Below are 20,792 nucleotides of genomic sequence, written 5' to 3' on the forward strand. Positions count from 1 at the left end.
CCGGCTCGTGCTGCTCCGCCCACCGCTGCCAGTCCACCGAGTGGTCCGGGAACGGCAGGTAGCGCAGGAGCGCCGAGCCGTCGGCGTAGACCCGCACGCCCCGCACTGTAGCGGGGCGCGCGGGTCGTCAGCTCACGCCGCCGAGCTGCGGAGCCGCTCCATGGCGAGCTGCACCAGCTGGATGAGCGTCTGCTTGGTCGCCGTGCGCGACCGGGCGTCGGTGTAGAGCACCGGCACGTGCGCCGGGATGGCGAGCGCCTCGCGCACGTCCTCCAGGCGGTGCTTCGCCACGCCGTCGAAGCAGTTCACGCCCACGACGAACGGGATGCCGCGCGACTCGAAGTAGTCGACGGCCGGGAAGCACTGGTCCAGGCGGTCGGTGTCGACCAGCACGACGGCGCCGATCGCGCCGCGCACCAGGTCGTCCCACATGAACAGGAACCGGTCCTGGCCCGGGGTGCCGAACAGGTACAGCCACAGCGAGCCCGGCAGCGCGATGCGGCCGAAGTCCATCGCGACCGTGGTCGACGTCTTGCGCTCGGACTGGCCGCCCGCGTCGTCGATGCCGACCGAGTGCTCGGTCATCGCGGCCTCGGTGTTCAGCGGCTCGATGTCGGAGATCGACCCGATGAAGGTCGTCTTGCCGACGGCGAAGCCGCCCGCGACGACGATCTTCACGACGGTGGGCGCGGCACCCATCTCACCGGCGTCGCCGGACGGGCGGGCGGTGGGCACGGCAGCGGCCTGGCCGGTGGCCACGGCGTCAGAGGGCGGAAATGCCATTGAGAACACTCTCCAGGACGCTCAGGGACAGGGCGGGCGACTGACCGGTGGTGGTCTCGACCGGCGTGGACGAGTGGACGCGGATGTAGCCCGCGTCGGCCAGGTCGGACACGACGACGCGCGTGACGCCCAGAGGGAGGTGCAGCAGCGCGGACAGCTCGGCGATGGAGATGTAGCCGTGCGACGCGTGCTGCAGGATCGCCCGCTTCTCGGGCGTGAGGCCCTGGCCCGAGACGCCGGCCGGCAGCATCTCCACCAGCGCCTCGAGGGGGTAGTCGGACCGCTCGGACCGCACCCGGCCGCCGGTGAGGGCGTACGGGCGGACGGTCCTGGTCTCGAACTCGCTCTCGCTCATCGGCTACCTCACACGGTGGGAGCGCGGGTGGCGCCGTCGACGGGGAGGCTGCCGCGCATCTCGGTGATGAGCTGCGGGGTCAGCGTGGCCTCGGTCCGCGAGACGAGCATCGCCATCTCGTAGCCGATGAGACCGACGTCGCAGGTCGCGTCGGCGACGACCGCGAGGACGGAGCCGTTCGACACGCTCATCAGGAAGAGGAACAGGTTGTCCATCTCCACGATGGCCTGGCGGACGTCCCCGGCGCGGAGCTGGCGCGCCGCCCCCCGGGTCAGGCTCGACATGCCGGCGACGATCGCCGCGAGCTGGTCGCCGCTGGTGCGGTCGAGCTGCTCGGACATCGCCATGAGCAGGCCGTCGGCCGACACCACCAGCGTGTGCCGGGTGCCGGGCACGGTCCGGACGAAGTTGTCCAGGAGCCAGCCGAAGTTGGCTGCCTCGGTGCTGAGGGTGGTCACACATCCTCCTGACGTGATGCAGACGCGGGAGCGGCTGCGGGGACGGGTGTCACCATGACGGCGACGGCGGGACGGGCTGGGAGTCGGACTCGGTGCGGGGCTGCTCCGGCTGGGCGCCGGCCTCACCCGCGTCGGCGTCCGCGAGGGCACGACGCCCCCGACGGCTGCCGGACTGGAAGCTCGACAGGCGGTCGCGCAGGCCGTCGGCGTCGCGCGCCGGCGCCGCACCCGACTCGGGCTGCGAGATCTCGGGGGCCGCCGGGATGGCCGTGGGCACCCGGCGGGTGAGCGAGCCGCCGGCCGGCACGTCGACCTGGGGCCGGTACGCGGACAGCTGGCTCAGCTCGCTCAACGCCTGCTCCTGGATGTCGGCCCGCAGGGCGAGCATCTGGGCCGCCTCCGCGTCGAGCGCGCCGGGGCGACGGGCCTGGTCGGCCGCGGGCGCCGCGGCGGCGGGCTGCGCCGACCAGGACGGCGCGGGCGCGGGCTGCGGGACGGACGCGCCGTCGGGCGACCAGGAGGACGCCCAGGCGCTCATGTCGCGGTGCGGGCGGCGCTCGGCCGGCGCGGACGCCGGCTCGGGGGCCGGCGGCGGGACGTCGCCGCGGGTGCGGGTCGGCAGCGCGGCCGGGGTGGCGGGCGCCTGCGGGGCCCATGCGGGCTCGGCGGCCTGGGCCGGCAGCTCCGGGGACCACGCCGGCTCGGCGGGCGCCGACCACGCGGGGGCGGCGGACCAGGCGGCGGGCTGCGGGGCGGCCTCGGCCGCGGGCTGGACCGGCGCGGCGGGCGCGGCCTGCTCGGGCGCGGACCACCCGGCGCCGGTGCCCGGGTACGCACCGGGGACCGGCTCGCCGGCGGCGGGCGTGCTGACCCAGCCGCCCGGCTCGGCGGCCGGGGTGGCGGACCACTGCGCGGGCGCGGCGCCGGCCCGGCCGGGCGCGGGCTGCTGCGGCTCCGCGTCCCAGCCCGCGACCGGCTGCCACGACTGGGCGACCGACGCGCGGGTCGGCAGGGCGGCCTGGGCCGGCGCGGTGGGCTGCGGCGCGGGGGCCGGGGCGGGCGCCTGGGCGGCCGCGGGCTGCGCCACCGGGGGCTGCGCGGCACCGGGCTGCGGGGCGCCCGCGCCGGCCGGGGCCGACGTGGCGGGCCACGCGGGCGCGGCGGGCGCCGGGGCCTGCGGCGCCGTGGCGGCGGCCTCGGCCGGGGCCTCGGACGAGCGGCGGCCGAACGAGAACAGCGACCGGCGCTTGCGCGGGCGGCGCTCCTCCTCGGCGGCGGAGCCGTCGCCCTGCACCAGCGTGGCGAAGTCGGGCAGCGGGGCGGGGGCCGGCGCCTGCGCCTGCGCCGCGGGGGCCGCCGGCGGGATCGCGGCCGGGGCCGGGTCGGCGGGGGCCGGGAACGCGGGCGTGCGGTACGTCGGCGCCTGCTGCGACGGCTCGGACTGCGGCGGCGCGGCGGGCACGGGGGCGGCGGGCACCGGGGCGCCCAGCACGGTCGTCTCGTCCGCGCGGCCGACGGGCGCGACCGGCTGGTCGGCGACCGGCGCCGGGGCCCCGGACCACAGGACCGGCGAGCCGGGCGCCGTCGGGACGGCCGTCTCCGCCGCGGCGTCGGGCGCCGCGTGCTCGGCCTGCGCGGGCGTCGCCCAGGACGGCTGCTCGGGCGTCGCCGGGGCGGACCACGAGGCCCACGCGTGCGACTCGTCGAGCGGCTCGTCGGGGGCGAGGCCCGGCACGACCAGCGCGCGCTCGGCGGGCGCGTCGTCGGCCGGCTCGTCCGCGACGAGGCCCGGGACCTCGGCGGCGACCGGCTCGCCGGCCGGCTCGTCCGCGACCTGCTCGTCGTCGGCCTGCTCCGCGGCCGGCGGCTGGGTGGCGACCGGGCCCGGCACGATCGGCAGGCCGGCCGTCAGCGGGGCGGACAGCGCGTCCAGCCGGGCGTGGTCGGCCGCCGACATCTCGGGCTCGTGGTCGACCAGCTCGTCGACGATCGACCGCACCTCGGCCGGCGAGGTGATCACGCCACGGCGGGTCGGCAGGGCCGGCGGCTGCTCGGCGTCGGGGCCGGCGGCCGGGGCCTCGGCCGGGCTCTCGACCTCGGCGTCCTCGGCGGCGCCGGGCGCCTCCGGGGCGTCGCCGGCGTCCGGCGCGTCCTCGGCCGGCTGGGTCGCCAGGACGTCGCGGCCACGGAAGCCGGAGAACAGGCCGGCGCGCGGGCCGGCGGGCGCCGCGGCCGGGGCCTCGGGCTCCTCGACGGGCGCGGCGGGGGTGCGGGACGGCAGGCCGCCGCGCGTCGGCAGCCCGCCGCGGGAGGGCAGCGCGGCCGGGGCGTCCGGGGCCGGGGCCACGAGCGGGGTCCACCCGCCGGCCTCGGCGGCGATCTCGGGGGCCAGCGTGGCCTCGGCCGGCGCGGGCAGGACGACGTCCTGCTCGGTGGGCACGTCGGAGCGGGCGGCGGGGGCGGGGACGGCCGGGGCGCCCGGGGCCGCCGGGGTCGCGTCGCCGGCGGTGCGGCGGCGGGGCAGGCCGGTCGTCGTGGCGCCGTCGGTGAGCGCCGCCAGGTCGACGGGGACGGCGACGGGGGCCTCGACCGTCGGCAGCGAGCCGGTGGCGGGGCCGGAGCCGCGCAGGGCGCCGCCGGGGCCGGCGAGGGCCGGGTCGTTCGCGGTGAACAGCGCGACGGGGAACCGGACGACGGCGGCCGTGCCGGAGAGCTCGCCCTTGGCGCGCTTCAGGACGACCTCGGCACCGAGCCGCTGGGACAGGCGCGCCACCACGAACAGGCCGAGGCGCTGGGCGCCGAGGGCCTCGGTGGGCGACGTCGAGGCGATGGTCGCGTTGGCGGCGGCGATCTCGTCGGCCGACATGCCGAGGCCCTGGTCGACGATGCGGACGACCACGTGGTCGCCCTCGACGCCGGTCTGCACGACGACGGGGGTGCCGGGCTCGGAGAACAGGGTGGCGTTCTCGAGCAGCTCCGCGAGCAGGTGCGCGGCGCCGAGCGCGTTGAAGCCGTGCATCAGCGGGTCGGCGTCGAGCTCGAGCTGGACGCGGTCGTACTGCTCGATCTCCGACGACGCGGTGCGGACCACGTCGGACAGCGGCATGGCCTCGCGCAGGCGGCGGCCGGAGTCGATGCCCGCGAGCACGAGCAGCGACTCCGCGTTGCGGCGCATACGCGTCGCGAGGTGGTCCAGGCGGAACAGGTTGGCGAGGACCGCCGGGTCCTCCTCGGAGCGCTCGAGCGTGTCGATGAAGGACAGCTGGCGGCCGAGCAGCACCTGGTCGCGGCGGGCGACGTTGACGAACATCTCGGCGATCGAGCCGCGGAGCGCGGCCTGCTCGCGGGCGACCTGGATCGTCGTCGAGTTGACGTCGTTGAACGCCTGGGCCAGCCGGCCCACCTCGTCCTGGGACTCGACCGGGATGTTCGCCAGGGTCAGGTCCGGGGTCTCGCCCGGGACGGCCACCTGCTCGACGAGGCGGGGCAGCGTCTCGCGGACCGTGCCGGCGGCCGCGGTGAGGCGGCGCATCGGGACGACGATCCCGCGGGAGACGACGAGCGCGATGAGGATGGACAGCACCGCGGACGCGGCGGCGATGCCACCGGTGAGGAGCGCCCGCTCCTGCGCCTGGGAGGCGACCACGTCGGCGCGGTCCGAGGCGGAGCCGAGCAGCTCGGTGCCGACGGGCCGCAGGGACGCGAGCTCCGCGTTGACCAGGCTGTTCCAGCGGGTCGGGTCCAGGGCGGAGACGGTGAGCTCGTTGCCGGACACCATCGACAGCTGCATGGCCGTGAGGTCGGCGTCGCGGGAGCTCAGCTGGATGCCGGGCAGCCGCAGGCTGTTGGTCCGCTCGCGGGCGTCGGCGCGCGCCTGGTCGGCCACGGCGAACAGGGCCGCGAGCTCCCGCACCTCGGACGAGTCCGCGCCGTTCGAGTCGAGCACGCTGGTCGCGAGCGGCTGCGCGCGGAGCACCTGCTCGATCGTGTCGGCGATGGCGCCGTAGGCCGACATGCGGCTCGCCAGGGACCGCTCCGACAGGGTCTCGGCCACCACGACGGGCACGTCGTTGTCGGCGGACACGATGTCGGTGTAGTTGCTGTCGACCAGCGTGCCGGGGATGGAGTCGGCGTCGACGCGGTCGCGGATCTCCACCAGCCGGGTGTGCTGGTCGCTCGCCTTCTGCACGGAGTCGGCGACGCGGGCGTCCAGGGTCGACAGGTCGATGTCGCGCAGCGCGGTGCCGAGGGCGGCGACCGCGTCGTCCGTCGCGGACCGGGCCGCGCTGAGGCTGCCGCCGAGGGCCGCGTCGGTGGCCTGCTGCACCGAGAGCGTGCGCTCCTGCTGCAGGGCCTCGGCGGCGCGGGCGTACAGCGGCATGGTCGTGACGACGTCACGGACGGTGGCGGCGGTGCGGGCCTCGCCGACCGACTGGGTCGTGATGTAGGCCGCGGTCAGCAGCAGGACGAGCACGGGCAGCGCGAGGACCGCCAGCACCTTGGTGCGGATGCCGAGCCTGCGCAGCATGTCGACCTGCCTCCCGATCCTCGCGTCCTACCTGGCCGCGCGGGCACGACCAGATCAAGGCACCCGTGGAGGGGCCCTGTCCGAACCTCATCGGCGCCACCGGGCCCCCACATGAGCGCATCGGGAGGATTCATCCACCCGTGTCCTGCGCCGATCCGGTGCGTAGGCTCGCACGATGCACGTGGTGGAGGTCAAGAGCCCCGGCGGACCGGACCAGCTGCGGGTGGCCGCGCGGCCCGACCCGGTGCCCGGTCCGGGCGAGGTCCTGGTGCGCGTCGCGGCCGCCGGGGTGAACCGCGCGGACCTGCTGCAGCGGGAGGGCCGGTACCCGCCGCCGCCCGGCGCGCCGGACTGGCCGGGGCTCGAGGTGTCGGGTGTCGTCGCAGGCCACGGCCCCGGCGTCGACGCCGCGGCGTGGCCGCTCGGCGCCCGGGTGGCGGCCCTCCTGCCCGGCGGCGGCTACGCCACGGCCGTGACCGTGCCGGCCGGCCTGCTGCTGCCGGTGCCCGACGACCTGGACCTGGTCGACGCCGCCGGGCTGCCCGAGGCGCTGCTCACCTCGTGGACGAACGTCGTCGACGCGGGACGGCTCGCGGCCGGCGAGGTCCTGCTGGTGCAGGGCGGGTCCGGCGGCGTCGGGTCGGTGGCGGTCCAGCTGGGCGCGGCGCTCGGCGCGCACGTCGTGGCGACCGCGGGCGGGGCCGACCGGGCCGAGCGCTGCCGGGAGCTCGGCGCGCGCACGGTGGTCGACCACCGGACCGCGGACGTCGCGGACGCCGTGCGCGCCGCGACCGGCGGGCACGGCGCGGACGTCGTGCTCGACGTCCTCGGCGCGGGCGGGCTCGCGACCAACCTCGCGGCGCTGGCCACCGGCGGCCGGCTCGTCGTGATCGGCACCCAGCGCGGCGCCCGGGGCGAGCTCGACCTCGGCCTGCTGATGGCCCGCCGGGCCAGCGTCATCGGCACCACCCTCCGCGCGCGCCCCCTCGTGGAGAAGGAGCGCATCGTCGCGGACGTGCGGGCGCACGCGTGGCCGCTGCTGGCCGACGGCCGGCTCCGGCCGGTGGTGCACGCCCGTCTGCCGCTGAACCGGGCCGCCGACGCGCACCGGCTCCTGGACTCCGGCGAGGTGTTCGGCAAGGTGCTGCTGGTCCCGTGACGACGGCGCGCCGACCGGGTGCCCCGCAGGGGTGCCGTCCGCGCCCGCGCGCGAGAGGATGGCGCGCATGAGCGACTCCAGCACCGGCCCGCAGCGCCCCCGCGTCGTCGTGCTCGGCGGCGGCTCCGGCGATCCCGGCGCCCCGGACGGGGCCCGCGAGCCCGGGACCGGGGCCGAGGAGCAGACGGACGCGGCCGAGGAGGCCACCGCCTCCGTCGGCCAGCCCGCGAAGGTCATGCGGATCGGCACGATGATCAAGCAGCTGCTCGACGAGGTGCGCAGCGCCCCGCTCGACGAGGCGGCCCGCGCCCGGCTGGCCGAGGTGCACGAGCGCTCCCTGCGCGAGCTCGAGGACGGCCTCTCCCCCGAGCTGATCGACGAGCTGCACCGGATCACGCTGCCGTTCGCCGACGAGCAGACGCCCAGCGACGCGGAGCTGCGGATCGCGCAGGCCCAGCTGGTCGGCTGGCTCGAGGGCCTGTTCCACGGCATCCAGACCGCGCTCGTGGCGCAGCAGATGGCGGCGCAGGCGCAGCTCACGCAGATGCGCCGCGCGCTGCCGGGCGGGCACGGCCCGGCCGGCCCCGTGGGCCCGGGCGGCGTCCCGGGCGCCCCGACGGCCGACCAGGGGCCCGGGCAGTACCTCTAGGCCGCGGCCTCCGCGGCATCGGCCGGCTCCCCCGGCGCGCGGCGGGTCGCCGTCAGCACGATCGCCAGCGACACGCACAGCAGCCCCACGACCTCCCAGCCGTGCGGCCACTGCCGCAGCGCGACCGCGCCCACCACGGCCGCGGTCGCCGGCAGCATCGCGAGCAGCACGGCGAACGTCGCCGCGGTGACGCGCCGCAGCACCACCTGCTCGATCGCGTACGGCACGACCGAGGACAGCACCGCGATCCCGACGACCGCGAGGGCGAGGCCCGCGTCGGTCAGCACCGGGGCGGCGGGGCCGGCGAGGAACGGCGCACCGACCAGCGCGCCCGCCGTCATGCCGACCGCGAGCGACGTGATCCCGTCGGGCGCCGGGCGCGCGTCGCCGGTGCCGGGCGCACCCGGCTCCCCCGCCCCGTCCGGCCGGTGCGCCCCGTGCGCCACCCGGCGCCCGAGCAGGATGTAGCCCGCCCAGCAGGCCGCCGCGACCCCGATGGCCACCAGCCCGCGCACCGAGTCCTCGCCGCCGGTGCTCAGCTCCACGCCGGCGAGCAGCACGACGCCGAGGGCGGCGACGACGATGCCGAGCCGCTCGCGCCAGGTCCGCCCGGTGACGGCCGCGACGGCGACGGGCCCGAGGAACTCCATCGCGACGGCCGTGCCCAGCGGCAGCACGTCGATGGCCACGTAGAAGGACACGTTCATCGCGGCGAGCACGACGCCGAACGCCGCGGCGGCGCCGAGGTCCGCGCGGGTCCACCGTGCGCGCCACGGCCGGCGCCAGGCCAGCAGCACCAGCGCGGCGACGGCGATCCGCAGCCAGGCGACCGTCGGGGACGGGATCACGGCGAACAGCGCGACCGCCAGCGCCGCGCCGCCGTACTGCGCGAGGCCGGAGCACGCGAACAGCACGGGCGCCGGCACCCGGCCCAGCACGCCGCCGTGCCCCGGCTCCGCCACGCCCACCCCGTCCCGCCGCAGTCCGACCCCGTCGGGCTCGCACTCTACGGCGGCGAGGGACCCCGAGGCCTCCGGCAGTGGACGGTCGTGACCGACACGCGCCGGGCGTGTCGGTCACAACCATCCACTGTCAGGTGGTGGTCGGGCGCCCCGGTCAGCCCTTGACGGAGCCCGCCAGGAGGCCGCGCACGAAGTACCGCTGCAGCGAGATGAACACGATCAGCGGCACCACCATCGAGATGAACGCCCCGGCGGTCAGCACGTGCCAGTCGCCGCCGCGGCTGCCCGCCATCTCGGCGACCGCCACGGTCAGCGGCCGGGAGTTCGGCGACGCGAACGTCAGGCCGACCAGCAGGTCGTTCCACACCCAGAGGAACTGGAAGATGCCGAACGCCGCGATGGCGGGGACCAGCAGCGGCAGCAGCACCCGGAAGAAGATCTTCACGTGCCCCGCGCCGTCGACGCGGGCCGCCTCCACGAGGGACGACGGGATGTCCTTCATGAAGTTGTGCAGCAGGAAGATCGCCAGCGGCAGACCGAAGATCGAGTGCGACAGCCACACCGTCCAGAACGACCCGGCGACGCCCGCGCTCACGTAGTCCCGCAGCAGCGGCACCAGGGCCACCTGCAGCGGCACGATCTGCAGCGCGAACACCGCGACGAACAGGATGTTGCGGCCCTTGAAGTCGATCCACGCGAACGCGTACGCCGCCAGCAGGGCGATGGTGATCGGGATGATCACCGCGGGGATCGTGATGACGAACGAGTTGACGAAGTACGTCGCCAGGTTCGCCCCGGAGCCGAACAGCGCCTGGTCGTAGTTGTCGAGCGTGAACTCGGCCTCGCCGTTGAACAGGCCGCCGAACACGGTCCACCAGCCGGAGCGCCGGATGTCGAGCTCGGGCCGGAACGACGTGACGAGCAGGCCGACGGACGGGATCGTCCACAGGATCGCGATGAGGATCGCCGCGAACGACGCCCACGGCGACGACAGCCGGCCCTTGGTGGCGATCGCCCGCCGCTCGAGGCGGCTGAGGCGGCGCTGGCGTCCCGGCTCGCCGCCGGCGTCGGCGGTCTCCTCGAACGCCTCCGCGAACGGCCCGGTCGGGGGGAGCGGGGTGGTGGTCATCGGATCTCCTCCGACTTGCGCAGCTGCCGCACGTTGTAGACGACGATCGGCACGACCAGGATGAACAGGATCACCGCGAGCGCGGCGGACAGCCCCTGGTTGTTCTGCCGGAACGCCTGCGTGTAGAACTCGTTCGCGATGACCTGCGTGTTGAACTGCCCGCCGGTCATGGTGCGGACGATGTCGAACACCTTGAGCGTGCCGATGGCGATCGTGGTGAGGACGACCACCAGCGCCGGCCGGATGGACGGCACGGTGATGTAGCGGAACATCCGCATCCCGCCGAGCCCGTCCAGGCGCGCGGCCTCGACGATGTCGTCCGGGATGGCCTTGATCGCCGCCGACAGCACGGTCATGGCGAAACCGGTCTGGATCCACACCATCACCACGATGAGGAACACGGTGTTCCACGGGGAGTTGATGAGGAACTGCTGCGGCTCCAGGCCGACCCAGACCAGCACCTGGTTGAGCAGGCCGGTCTGCTTGACGCCGGGCTGGTCCGGCTTGAACTCGTAGACGAACTTCCAGATGATCGACGCGCCGACCATGGAGATCGCCATCGGGATGAACACGAGCGCCTTGGCGAGCTTCTCGAACCGAGTGCGGTCCACCAGCACGGCGTAGACCAGGCCGATCAGCGTCGACGCGATCGGCACCAGGATCACCCAGATCGCGGTGTTGGTCAGCACGCTCTGGAACTGCCCGCCCGTGAGCACCCGCGTGTAGTTGTCGACCCCGATGAACTCGTTCCCGCGCTTGTCGAAGAACGAGTTCCACAGGGTGAGCAGCGCGGGGCGCACGAGGCCCCACGCCAGCAGCAGCAGGGCGGGCCCCGCGAACGCCGCGGCCACGACCCACCGGGGGACCCGGCTGGGCCGGTCCACCAGGAACAGGATCGCGCCCATGACGACCACGAACAGCGCGACCGCCAGGAACATCAGGGCGAACTTCTCGCCCACCGAGCTCGCGCTCGTCAACCAGTCCATGTACGCCTCCGAACCGGACGGGCCCGCCCGGCGGGACGGGGGTGGTGCCCCCGCGCCCCGCCGGGCGGGCCGTCAGCCGATCAGTCGATCGATGCCCGACCCCGTCAGGAGCCGGCGGGCCAGGAGTCCTCGACCGACTTCGCGGCGTCCTCCGTGGAGGTGCCGGTCAGCCAGTTGACGATCGCGGTCCAGAAGGTGCCGGCACCGACCTCACCGGGCATCAGGTCGGACGCGTCGAACCGGATCACGGAGTTCGGGTCGGCGAGGATCTCGGCCGACAGCTGGTCGAACTCGGTGGCCAGGTTGTCCGGGTCCAGGCCGTTGTTGGCGCTGACCCAGCCGCCCATCGGGGTGGTCTTGGCCTTGGTGTTGGCCCAGTCCGCGCTCGACAGGTAGGTCTGGAAGGCCTGCACCTCGGGACGGTCGTCGAACGCCGCCACGAACTCGCCGCCGCCCAGGACCGGCTTGATGTCGGTCTGGTTGGTGGGCAGGTAGAACGCGTAGACGTCGCCGTCCGGCGCGACCTCGGTGCCCTCGGGCCACTGCGTCTGGTAAAAGTTCGCCGCGCGGTGCAGCCAGCAGGTGCCGTCGAGGATCGGGAAGCCCGCGTCCGTCCACGGCGTGGTGGCGATCGAGTCGACGCCGCCCAGGCCCGCGTTCACGTACTGGTCGTTCTTGAGGATGTCCCCGACCGTGTCCCACGCCTCGATGATCTGCGGGTCGTTGAACGGGATCTCGTGGGTGTACCACTGGTCGTAGACGTCGGGGCCGGCGGTGCGCAGCACCACGTCCTCGATCCAGTCGGTGCCCGGCCAGCCGGTCGCGTCGCCGGACTCCACGCCGGCGCACCACGGCATGCCGCCGTCGTCGACGATCTGGTCGGACAGCGCGATCAGGTCGTCCCAGGTCTCCGGGACCTCGTAGCCCGCGTCCTCGAACATCGAGGGCGAGTACCAGACGTACGACTTCACGTTGGAGCCGAGCGGGGCGGCGTAGAACGTGCCGTCGACGGTGCCGTACTCCTTCCACGACTCGCTGAAGAACTCGTCGACGTTCGCGACCGTGGCGTCGGGCGCCGGGACGATCGCGTCCGGGAAGTCGGTGACGATCGTGTTCAGCAGGCCGGGCTGCGGCAGGTACGCGATGTCGGGCGCGTTGCCGGCCTGGATGCGGACGAGCAGCTGGGCCTCGAACTCGCGCGAGCCCTCGTACTCGACCGTGACGCCGGTGCACTCCTCGAACGGGTCGTAGGAGTCCTCCTGGGTCTGCTGCTCGGGCTCGACGATCGACGTGTAGACCGAGACGGTGGTGCCGTCCAGGTCGCCGAAGTCGTCGAACACGGAGCAGTCGATCTCGTTCGCGGCGTCGGTGTCGCCGCCGCCGCCGGTGCCCCCGTCACCGGAGTCGCCGGAGTCGCCCGAACACGCCGTGAGCGCGAGCGCCAGCCCGAGCCCGCCGGCCACCGCGGCGCTCGCGCCGCGACGACGGATCCTCTTCATGCCCTGCCTCCACCTCGTCGTGGTTGCTCGGCCGAGGCGGGTGCGCCTCGGTGCGTGGGCTACATGCAAGCGTTTACATGGCTGGCGCACAACCACCTGAGGGGTTCCGACTTGTCACGATTTGGTCACGTGGCCTCGCGGTGGACCCGCGGTCGACCAGCGACGTCGGGAACACGACCTCCTCCGGGACCGGCGCGCCGGTGATCATCTCGAGCAGCATGGAGGCCGCGGTGACCCCCTGCTCCTGCGCGTTCTGCGCCATCGTGGTGAGCCCGAGGTGCTCCCCCATGTCGTGCCCGTCGACGCCGACCACCGACACGTCCTCGGGCACCCGCAGCCCCCGGTCCCGCAGGGCGAGCAGCGCGCCCATCGCCATCTCGTCCGACGCCGCGAACACCGCGGTCACATCGGGCCGCCGGTCGAGCAGCCCGTGCATCGACGCGCGGCCGCCCCGGACGTCGAAGTGCCCGTGCACCTCCAGCCCGGCGGACGGGAGCCCGCGGGCGGCGAGCTCGGCGCGCCAGCCCTCCGCGCGGCGCACGGCCGGCGACCACGGCAGGGTGTCGTCCGGCTCCCCGGACAGGTGCGCGATCACGGTGTGGCCGAGGTCGGCCAGGTGCGCCACGGCCCGGCGGGCGGTCCGCTCGTCGTCCAGCCCGACGGTGACGTGCCCCGGCGCGCCCGCGCCGACGAACACCAGGGGGTACCCGAGCTGGTCGAGGGCGGCCACCTCCTCGGCCTCCAGCGGCAGCCCGACGACCAGCACGCCGTCGACGCGCCGGCGCAGCACGTCCGGGTCGAGGCGGTGCCGGCGGACCTCCCGGGACACCTCGAACGTGTAGAGCAGCGCGTCGAAGTCCTCGACCCGCAGCGCGCGCTCGGCGCCCTCGATGACGTTCGCGAAGAACCAGTGCGCCACCCACGGCGTGATCAGCCCGATCGTGCGGGTGCGCCCGGAGGCGAGCGACGCGGCGGACGGCGACGGCACGTAGCCGAGCTCGTCGGCGGCGCGGCGGACCCGCTCCCGCGTGGCGGCGGTGACGTTCGGGAGGCCGCGCAGGGCGCGCGACACGGTCGCGGTGGACACCCCGGCAGCCCGGGCCACGTCGACGATGCCGTGCGCCATGGCGGGGATTGTGCTCCGCGGCGACGGGGCCGGTCCACCCTGTCGGGCGACCGGTTGCCGTGGGAGCGCTACCGCTTTCCCTGCCCCGTCAGGCGGGCGCGTGGCCGACGCTGCGCAGCACCGCGACCGCCCCGTCGTCCTCGATCGTCCCCGTGACCTCGTCGGCCGCCAGCCGCACGAACTCCGGCGCGTGCCCCATCGCCACGCCGCGCGCGGCCCAGCGGAGCATCTCGACGTCGTTGCCGCCGTCGCCGACCGCGACCGTCGCGAACGGCTCGACGCCCAGGTCGCGGCGCAGCTCCTCCAGAGCGCTCGCCTTGGACACGCCGCCCGGGGTCAGGTCGAGCCAGGCGCTCCAGCCGACCGCGTAGGACACCTGGTGCAGGCCCACGCGCTCGACGAGCTCGCGGAACTCCTCCGGCGTGCTGCCCGGGTCGCGCACCACGACGCGGGTGGCCGGCTGCGCGACGAGCTCGTCGAACGGCAGCACCCGCTGGTCACCGGTGAGCTCGTGGTCCGGGAACGGCCGGGAGACCCGGAACCCGCGGCCCAGGTCCTCGACCGCGAACAGCGCGTCCGGCAGCTCGGCCTGGAGCACGCGCAGCGCGGGCTCCGGGTCGAAGGTCGTCGTGCTGGTGACCTCGTAGCCCTCGGGCGCGCCCGGGTCGAGGCGCGCCGTCACGGCGCCGTTCGAGCAGACGATCCAGCCGGTCGTGAGGCCGAGGTCGGTGGCCACCGGGACGGCGCTGCGCACGCCGCGGCCGGTCGCGAGGACGACGTGCGCGCCCGCGTCGCGGACCGCGGCCACGGCCTCGCGCACCGCGGGCGACAGCGCCCCGTCGTAGGACAGCAGCGTGCCGTCGACGTCGAGGGCGACGAGCGTGCCGGCCGCCGTGCGCGGGTGCGTCATCGGGATCCGCCTCCCACGGGCTCCAGGACCTCGAGGCCGCCGAGGTACGGGCGCAGGCCCTCCGGGACCCGGACCGAGCCGTCGGCCTGCTGGTGGTTCTCCAGGATCGCGACGATCCACCGCGTGGTCGCGAGCGTGCCGTTGAGGGTCGCGACCGGCCGGACCTCGCCGTCGGCGGTGCGCTCGCGCACCCCGAGCCGGCGGGCCTGGAACGTCGTGCAGTTGGACGTCGAGGTGAGCTCGAGGAACCGCTCCTGGCTGGGCAGCCACGCCTCGCAGTCGAACTTGCGGGCCGCGCTCGACCCGAGGTCGCCGGCCGCGGTGTCGATGACCCGGTAGGGCAGCTCGACGAGGCGGAGCATCTCCTCCTCCCAGCCCAGGATCCGGCGGTGCTCGTCCGCGGCGTCCTCGACGGTCGTGTAGGAGAACGCCTCGACCTTGTGGAACTGGTGCACCCGGATGATGCCGCGGGTGTCCTTGCCGTACGACCCGGCCTCGCGGCGGTAGCAGGCCGACCAGCCGGCGTACCGCAGCGGGCCGCCCGACAGGTCGAGGATCTCGCCCGAGTGGTAGCCCGCGAGCGCGACCTCGGAGGTGCCGACCAGGTACAGGTCGTCGGCCTCGAGGCGGTAGATCTCGTCGGCGTGCGCGCCGAGGAACCCGGTGCCGGCCATGACCTCGGGCTTGACCAGGGTCGGCGTGATGACCGGCGTGAAGCCCGACTTCAGCGCGAGGTCGACGGCGGCGTTCAGCAGCGCCAGCTCGAGGCGGGCACCGATGCCGGTCAGGTAGTAGAACCGGGCACCGGACACCTTCGCGCCGCGCTCGGTGTCGATCGCCCGCAGGCCCTCGCCCAGCTCCAGGTGGTCCCGGACGGCGAACTCCGCGCCGTACTCGGCACCGAAGTCGCGCGGCGTGCCCTCGTGCCGCAGGACCACGTAGTCGTCCTCGCCGCCGGCGGGCACGTCCTCCTCGACGACGTTGCCGATCCGGCGCGCCAGCTCGGTCGCGAGCTCGTCCGCCGCGTCGGCGTCGGCCTGCAGCGCCTTGACCTGCTCCGCGAGCTGCTTCGCGTGCGCGAGCAGGGACTGCTTCTCCTCGCCCTGCGCGGACGCGACCTTCTTGCCGAGCGCCTTCTGCTCCGCGCGGAGGCTCTCGAAGTCGGTGAGCGCGGCGCGGCGCCGGGCGTCCGCGTCGAGCACCTGGTCCACCAGGGCGGGGTCGTCGCCGCGGGCCACCTGGCTCGCGCGCACGACGTCCGGGTCCTGGCGCAGCAGCTTGAGATCGATCACGCTCCCGAGCCTACCGACCGCCGCCGCGGGGCCGCGCCCGGGGACCGGTCCGCGAACCGGAGGCGGCCGCCCGCCCGCGGCGCGTAGATTCTGCGCATGACCTGGGAGGGATGGCTGGCCGTCGTCGCCGCCGCGCTGTCCGTCGCCGCCCTCGTGGTCGCCGGCGCGACGTGGCGGGCGACCGCCCCGAGCCGGCGCGCCGACCGGGCCGGGCAGATCCTCGGGACCGCGGCGGGCCACCACCCCTCCGTCGCCACCCCGGCGCAGCCCGAGCCGCACCGGCCGCTGGTCGCGTTCGTCGCGAACCCGTCGAAGCCGGGCGTGCCGGACCTGCGGGCGACCGTGCGGCGCGCGTGCGCCGAGCAGTACCTGCCCGAGCCGCTGTGGCTCGAGACCACCCTGGAGGACCCGGGCAACGGGCAGACGAAGGACGCGGTCGCGCGCGGCGCGGACATCGTGGTGGCGCTGGGCGGCGACGGCACCGTGCGCGCCGTGGCCGAGGCGCTGGTCGGCACCGGCATCCCGATGGGCCTGGTCCCGGTCGGCACCGGGAACCTGCTCGCGCGCAACCTGGACATCCCGATCGGCGACCCGCTGGCCGCGCTGCAGATCGCGCTGGACGGCACGGACCGCACGATCGACGTCGGCTGGCTGAAGGTCCTCAAGTACGAGTCCGGCGTCGACGACGACGTCGCGGAGGCGGCCGACGACCTGCCCGCGGACACCGACGTGCCGCGGGACCACATCTTCCTGGTGATCGCCGGGGTCGGCTTCGACGCCGCGATGGTCGCCGACGCGGACGACGACCTCAAGGCCCGGGTCGGCTGGGTCGCCTACTTCGTCGCGGGCATCAAGCACCTGCACGGCCGCCGGCTGCGGACCACCGTGCGGCTGGACGACGCGCCGGGCGAGCCCGCGCGGGTGCGCAGCCTGCTCATCGGCAACTGCGGCCGGCTGCCCGGCGGCATCACGCTGCTGCCGGACGCGGTGCTGGACGACGGCTGGCTGGACGTCGCGGCGATCGACACCCGCGGCGGCGTCGCCGGCTGGGCGCAGCTGTTCGGCGAGGTCGTGCTCCAGGGCGTCGGTGTCCGCAGCCAGCTGCCCGCGAAGATCGGCCGGATCGACCACGCCCGCGCCCGCGAGGTGCACGTGGCGGTGTCCGGCGGGGAGTACGTGCAGGTGGACGGCGACGTGATCGGCCAGGTCACCGAGCTCTCGGCCCGGGTCGATCCCGGCGCCCTGGTGGTCCGCGTCGCGAAGGCCTGAGCCCCCGCCGAGGTCGGCAGTCCGCGTCCGAGTTCGGTACCTGCGACTGCCGAACTCGGACCCGCAGTGCCGAACTCGCGCCCGGAGGCGTCAGACCGACGCGCCCCCGCGGACCGCGCGCAGCCAGTCGCGGGCCGCGCGGAAGTCCGCGTCCGCCGTGCCGAGGTGCACGTCCGCGGCCTGCCGGTCCGCCCGGGGGTAGGAGCCCAGGTACCGCACGTGCGGGCACACCCGGTGCAGGCCCATGAACGCCTCGCCCATGCGCTCCTCGGAGATGTGCCCCTCGGCGTCCATCGAGAACGAGTACCGGCCCAGCGAGTCGCCGATCGGCCGGGACTCGATCCGGGACAGGTTCACCCCGCGGGCCGCGAACTGCTCGAGCATGGTGAGCAGGGCGCCGGCCTCGTTGCTCGGGAGGTGCACGACCAGCGTGGTCTTGTCCGCGCCGGTCGGCGCCGGGACCTCCCCCGGCCGGCCGACGACCACGAACCGGGTGACCGCGTGCGGGTTGTCGGCGACGCCCTCGGCGAGCACCTGGCCCTCCAGCCCGTAGTGCGCGGGCGCGGCGGGCGGCACGAGCGCGGCGTCGAAGCCCAGCGCGTCGGCGTCCGCCGCGGCGCCGGCCTCCGCCAGCAGCGCCGCCGGCGCGGTGTTCGAGGACGCTGCGACGTGCAGCACCCCGGGCAGCCGGTCGCCGAGCCAGCGCCGGCACTGCACCCACGCGTGCGGGTGGGCCGCCACCCGGCGCACGTCCGCGAGCGCCACGCCCGGGCGCCCGACCAGCGAGAACCCCACCGGCACCAGCACCTCGCGCTGCAGCACGAGCGGGTCGCCCACCGCGAGCGCGTCGAGCGTCGCCGTGACGCCCCCCTCGATCATGCTCTCGATCGCGACCACGGCGTGGTCGGCCGCGCCGGTGCGGACCGCCTCGATCGCGCTCACCACGTCGGTCTGCGGGAGGTACTCGGCGTCCGCGGGGCTGACGACCTGCCGCAGCGCCACCTCGGTGAACGTGCCCGCGGGGCCGAGGTAGGCGTAGCGCGGACGCGGCATCGTGGACCTCCTGGGGACGGCCGCCGCGCGGGCGCGCGGGCGGGTGTGGCCGGGGCGTGCGCGCGCTGTGCGGCGCGCGTGGACGTGCCGCACGGAGTCGCCCGCCACGACGCGTCCGACAGTAGTGCGCCCGTACCCTGGGCCGGTGCCCCTGTCCACGCCTCAGCCGCGCGCGCTCGCGCGCCCTGCGCCCGCCCGCACCGCCACGGCCCGGGTGGTCGCCGCGACGCTGGCGGCGCTGCTCGCGGTGGCGGTCGGCTGGGTCGCGGGCGCGCCCCGGGCCGCCGCGGCCGACGACGCGGAGGCGGCCGACCGCGCCCCCGTCGTGCTGGTCGGCGTCACCGGCCTGCGCTGGGACGACCTGGGCTCGCTCACCACCCCCGCGCTCTGGGAGCTGTCCCGCACGGCGTCGCTGGGCACCACGGTGGTGCGCAGCGCGATCTCGTTCACCTGCCCGTCGATGGGCTGGCTCGCCGTGTCGGCGGGCGGCCGCGCGACCGACCTCGCCGTCGCGGACGGCACCTGCCGCACGCTGCGGGACCCGCTGGCGAACGGCGCCGTCCCGGGCTGGGCGGACTACCAGGAGGCGATGCGGGCCTCGTCGTACGACTCCCGGCTCGGGCTGCTCGGCGACACCGTCGCGGGCGCGGGCGTGCCCGCCACCGGCATCGGCCCGGGCGCCGCCGTCGCGCTCGCCGACGCGGACGGCACGCCCGTCGGCACCCACGTGCGCGCCCCGGCCGACGCCGCGGGGCTGGAGGACGCCGTCGCGACCGCGCTCGAGGGGTCGGGGCTGGTCGTCGTCGACGCCGGCTCCGTGCGCGACCCGGGCTACCAGACCCGCGGCCGGTCCGACGCCGACTCCGACGTGCCGACCGACGCCCAGGACGAGCCGCCGCTGTCCGGCACGGACGTGGTGATCGAGCCGACCCGCGCCGAGCAGGTGCAGGAGATCGACGCCCGGATCGGGGCGGTCCTGGACGCGGTGGCGGACGCCGACGACGACGCGACGGTGCTGCTGTTCTCGGTCGCGGACTCCTCGCGGCGGGCGAACCTGCAGGTGGCCGCGGCGATGGGCCCGACGGCCGACGGCGGGCGGTACGACGGCGGCCTGATCGGCTCCTCGTCCACCCGGCAGGACGGCTTCCTGCAGACGACGGACATCGCGCCGACCGTGCTGGAGGCGCTGGGGATCCGCGACCAGGCGCCGACCGGCGCGCTCGTGGGCTCCCTCGTCCGGCACAGCCCGGACGACGCGACCGCGGGCGCCCGGGTGGCGTACCTGATCGACCAGAACCGGCACGCGCAGGCGGCCGCGCCGCTGGTCGGCGGGTTCTACGTGCTGTGGGTCGGGCTGAACCTCGCCCTGTACCTGCTGGTGGTTGTCGGGTTGAACAACCGGGTCCGCCTGTGGTGGTCCCGCCTGCTGTCCCGGCTGCGCCGCCGGCCGCCGGGCGCCGGGCACCCGCGCCGCGTGCTGCACGGCCTGCGCGTGGGCGCCGTCGCGGTCGCCGCGGTGCCGGTCTCGACCTTCCTGGCGAACCTGCTGCCCTGGTGGCGGTCGAGCACCCCGTCGTGGGCGCTGGCCGGCGCGGTGGCGCTGTTCGTGGCGGCGATCGTCGCGGTCACGCTGGTCCCGCCGTGGTGGCGCGGCCGGCTGCTCGGCCCGATGGGCGCGGTCGGCGGGCTCACCGCGCTCGTGCTCGCGGTCGACGTGGCCACGGGCGCGCGGCTCGCCCTGGACTCGATGATGGGGCCGGGCTCGCTGGTGGCCGGCCGGTTCTACGGCTTCGGCAACCCGGCGTTCGCGCTGTTCGCCACGGCGATGATCCTGACCGCGGTGGCGTTCGCCGACCCGCTGCTCCGCGCCGGGCGCCGGGGGCAGGCGGTGGCGGTGGTCGCCGCCGTCGGCGTCGTCGCCGTCGTGATCGACGGCGCCCCGTCGATCGGCGCGGACTTCGGCGGCCCGCCCGCGCTGGTGCCCGGCTTCGCGATCCTCGCGCTGCTCACGGCCGGGGTGCGGCTCACCTGGCGCCGGGTGCTCGCCGTCCTCGCGGCGGGCGCCGTGACCGTCGTCGGCATCGCGCTGGCGGACTGGCTGCGGCCGCCGGACCAGCGCACCCACCTCGGCGCGTTCATCGAGACCGTGCTGGACGGCGGCCTGTGGACCGTGCTGGTGCGCAAGGGCGAGACGAACCTGCGGATCCTGTTCGGCAGCGAGCAGACCCTGCTGGCGATCGGCGGGCTGCTGCTGGTGGTCCTGCTGGTCGGGCGGCCGGCCCGGTCCGCGGTCAGCGCCCCCGACGGCGGCCCGTACGCCTGGTTGTCCGCGGGCGCGCCGCTGCGGCAGATCGGCACCGACGCGCCCATGCTGATGAAGGGCCTGGTCGCGCTCGCCACCACGCTCGGCCTCGGCTTCGCGCTCAACGACTCCGGGGTCGTCGTGCCGGCCACCGGGATCGGGCTCGCGGTCCCGCTGCTCGCGGCGGCGTGCGCGACCTGGATGCTGCTGCAGCAGCCGGCGGCTCAGCGGGGGCCGGGCAGCCTGGCGCCGACCATCCCCGGCAGCACCGGCCCCGGGACGGACACCGGCCGGACCGCGTCGGCGAACGCGCAGGGCCTGCCGAACAGGTA

16 protein-coding genes are annotated in these 20,792 nt (G+C 75.8%); 4 read left to right on the plus strand and 12 right to left on the minus strand.

All coding sequences use genetic code 11. From position 1 onward, the window contains the following. Positions 1–132 precede the first annotated feature (132 nt). Genes VER05_RS10350 through VER05_RS10365 form a run of 4 tightly spaced genes read right to left on the minus strand, consistent with a single transcriptional unit; the run spans position 133 to position 6,124 of the window. Positions 133–783 carry a GTP-binding protein gene (locus tag VER05_RS10350; protein ID WP_324845273.1) on the minus strand — a complete coding sequence of 217 codons (651 nt, stop codon included), beginning with the start codon at positions 781–783 and terminating at the stop codon, positions 133–135. Then, positions 764–1,138, minus strand: a complete 375-nt coding sequence (locus VER05_RS10355) for a DUF742 domain-containing protein (protein WP_324845274.1) — start codon at positions 1,136–1,138, stop codon at positions 764–766. The genes VER05_RS10350 and VER05_RS10355 overlap by 20 nt, the downstream gene beginning before the upstream one ends. Before the next feature lie 8 nt (positions 1,139–1,146). Next, positions 1,147–1,596 (minus strand): roadblock/LC7 domain-containing protein, encoded by a 450-nt coding sequence (locus tag VER05_RS10360; RefSeq protein WP_147794822.1) that lies wholly within the window; start codon positions 1,594–1,596, stop codon positions 1,147–1,149. A gap of 49 nt (positions 1,597–1,645) precedes the next feature. Continuing rightward, positions 1,646–6,124 carry a nitrate- and nitrite sensing domain-containing protein gene (locus VER05_RS10365; RefSeq protein ID WP_324845275.1) on the minus strand — a complete coding sequence of 1,493 codons (4,479 nt, stop codon included), beginning with the start codon at positions 6,122–6,124 and terminating at the stop codon, positions 1,646–1,648. A 175-nt stretch (positions 6,125–6,299) separates the two neighbouring features. Between VER05_RS10365 and VER05_RS10370 the strand changes: the two genes are divergently transcribed. Together VER05_RS10370 and VER05_RS10375 are read left to right on the plus strand one after the other, a co-directional pair. Further along, positions 6,300–7,283 (plus strand): NAD(P)H-quinone oxidoreductase, encoded by a 984-nt coding sequence (locus tag VER05_RS10370; RefSeq protein ID WP_324845276.1) that lies wholly within the window; start codon positions 6,300–6,302, stop codon positions 7,281–7,283. Between the two features lie 58 nt (positions 7,284–7,341). Further along, on the plus strand, positions 7,342–7,932 hold the full coding sequence (locus tag VER05_RS10375; RefSeq protein WP_414647604.1) for a bacterial proteasome activator family protein: 591 nt from the start codon (positions 7,342–7,344) through the stop codon (positions 7,930–7,932). Here VER05_RS10375 and VER05_RS10380 read toward each other — a convergent pair. The 7 genes from VER05_RS10380 to serS form a co-directional block, all read right to left on the minus strand. Beyond that, positions 7,929–8,858, minus strand: a complete 930-nt coding sequence (locus tag VER05_RS10380) for an EamA family transporter (RefSeq protein WP_324845286.1) — start codon at positions 8,856–8,858, stop codon at positions 7,929–7,931. The two genes, VER05_RS10375 and VER05_RS10380, sit on opposite strands and share 4 nt — an antisense overlap. 190 nt (positions 8,859–9,048) lie before the next feature. Next, the gene (locus VER05_RS10385) at positions 9,049–10,023 is read right to left on the minus strand and encodes a carbohydrate ABC transporter permease (RefSeq protein ID WP_217615540.1); all 975 of its coding nucleotides are present in this window, start codon (positions 10,021–10,023) and stop codon (positions 9,049–9,051) included. After that, positions 10,020–11,009, minus strand: a complete 990-nt coding sequence (locus tag VER05_RS10390; RefSeq protein ID WP_324845278.1) for a sugar ABC transporter permease — start codon at positions 11,007–11,009, stop codon at positions 10,020–10,022. The genes VER05_RS10385 and VER05_RS10390 overlap by 4 nt, the downstream gene beginning before the upstream one ends. 104 nt (positions 11,010–11,113) lie before the next feature. Beyond that, positions 11,114–12,508, minus strand: coding sequence for an ABC transporter substrate-binding protein (locus VER05_RS10395; protein WP_324845279.1), 1,395 nt, complete (start codon positions 12,506–12,508; stop codon positions 11,114–11,116). Positions 12,509–12,581: 73 nt separating this feature from the next. Beyond that, the gene (locus VER05_RS10400) at positions 12,582–13,634 is read right to left on the minus strand and encodes a LacI family DNA-binding transcriptional regulator (protein ID WP_324845280.1); all 1,053 of its coding nucleotides are present in this window, start codon (positions 13,632–13,634) and stop codon (positions 12,582–12,584) included. Positions 13,635–13,722: 88 nt separating this feature from the next. Then, complete coding sequence (locus VER05_RS10405) at positions 13,723–14,544, minus strand: HAD family hydrolase (RefSeq protein WP_324845281.1); 822 nt, start codon at positions 14,542–14,544, stop codon at positions 13,723–13,725. Further along, entirely contained in the window at positions 14,541–15,836 is a 1,296-nt protein-coding gene (gene serS, locus VER05_RS10410; RefSeq protein ID WP_324845282.1) for a serine--tRNA ligase, read from the minus strand. The genes VER05_RS10405 and serS overlap by 4 nt, the downstream gene beginning before the upstream one ends. A 96-nt stretch (positions 15,837–15,932) precedes the next feature. Here serS and VER05_RS10415 point away from each other — a divergent pair, with 96 nt between their 5' ends. Continuing rightward, on the plus strand, positions 15,933–17,105 hold the full coding sequence (locus tag VER05_RS10415) for a diacylglycerol/lipid kinase family protein (RefSeq protein ID WP_324845283.1): 1,173 nt from the start codon (positions 15,933–15,935) through the stop codon (positions 17,103–17,105). Between the two features lie 90 nt (positions 17,106–17,195). Here the strand turns inward: VER05_RS10415 and pheA are convergent, their stop codons facing one another. Continuing rightward, positions 17,196–18,158 (minus strand): prephenate dehydratase, encoded by a 963-nt coding sequence (gene pheA, locus VER05_RS10420; RefSeq protein ID WP_324845284.1) that lies wholly within the window; start codon positions 18,156–18,158, stop codon positions 17,196–17,198. Between the two features lie 145 nt (positions 18,159–18,303). Here pheA and VER05_RS10425 point away from each other — a divergent pair. After that, positions 18,304–20,792 (plus strand): hypothetical protein (locus VER05_RS10425; RefSeq protein WP_324845285.1); only part of this gene is annotated, 2,489 nt, incomplete at its 3' end.

The organism is Cellulomonas sp. (assembly GCF_035634735.1).
Classification (GTDB): domain Bacteria; phylum Actinomycetota; class Actinomycetes; order Actinomycetales; family Cellulomonadaceae; genus Cellulomonas.

Bases quoted from the DNA above. Each gene is read 5' to 3' on its own strand.
- VER05_RS10350 (WP_324845273.1), bottom strand. From the start codon at position 783: ATGGCATTTCCGCCCTCTGACGCCGTGGCCACCGGCCAGGCCGCTGCC.
- VER05_RS10375 (WP_414647604.1), top strand. From the start codon at position 7,342: ATGGCGCGCATGAGCGACTCCAGCACCGGCCCGCAGCGCCCCCGCGTC.
- VER05_RS10370 (WP_324845276.1), top strand. From the start codon at position 6,300: ATGCACGTGGTGGAGGTCAAGAGCCCCGGCGGACCGGACCAGCTGCGG.
- VER05_RS10400 (WP_324845280.1), bottom strand. From the start codon at position 13,634: ATGGCGCACGGCATCGTCGACGTGGCCCGGGCTGCCGGGGTGTCCACC.
- VER05_RS10365 (WP_324845275.1), bottom strand. From the start codon at position 6,124: ATGCTGCGCAGGCTCGGCATCCGCACCAAGGTGCTGGCGGTCCTCGCG.
- VER05_RS10395 (WP_324845279.1), bottom strand. From the start codon at position 12,508: ATGAAGAGGATCCGTCGTCGCGGCGCGAGCGCCGCGGTGGCCGGCGGG.
- VER05_RS10405 (WP_324845281.1), bottom strand. From the start codon at position 14,544: ATGACGCACCCGCGCACGGCGGCCGGCACGCTCGTCGCCCTCGACGTC.
- VER05_RS10355 (WP_324845274.1), bottom strand. From the start codon at position 1,138: ATGAGCGAGAGCGAGTTCGAGACCAGGACCGTCCGCCCGTACGCCCTC.
- VER05_RS10390 (WP_324845278.1), bottom strand. From the start codon at position 11,009: ATGGACTGGTTGACGAGCGCGAGCTCGGTGGGCGAGAAGTTCGCCCTG.
- pheA (WP_324845284.1), bottom strand. From the start codon at position 18,158: ATGCCGCGTCCGCGCTACGCCTACCTCGGCCCCGCGGGCACGTTCACC.
- VER05_RS10385 (WP_217615540.1), bottom strand. From the start codon at position 10,023: ATGACCACCACCCCGCTCCCCCCGACCGGGCCGTTCGCGGAGGCGTTC.
- VER05_RS10415 (WP_324845283.1), top strand. From the start codon at position 15,933: ATGACCTGGGAGGGATGGCTGGCCGTCGTCGCCGCCGCGCTGTCCGTC.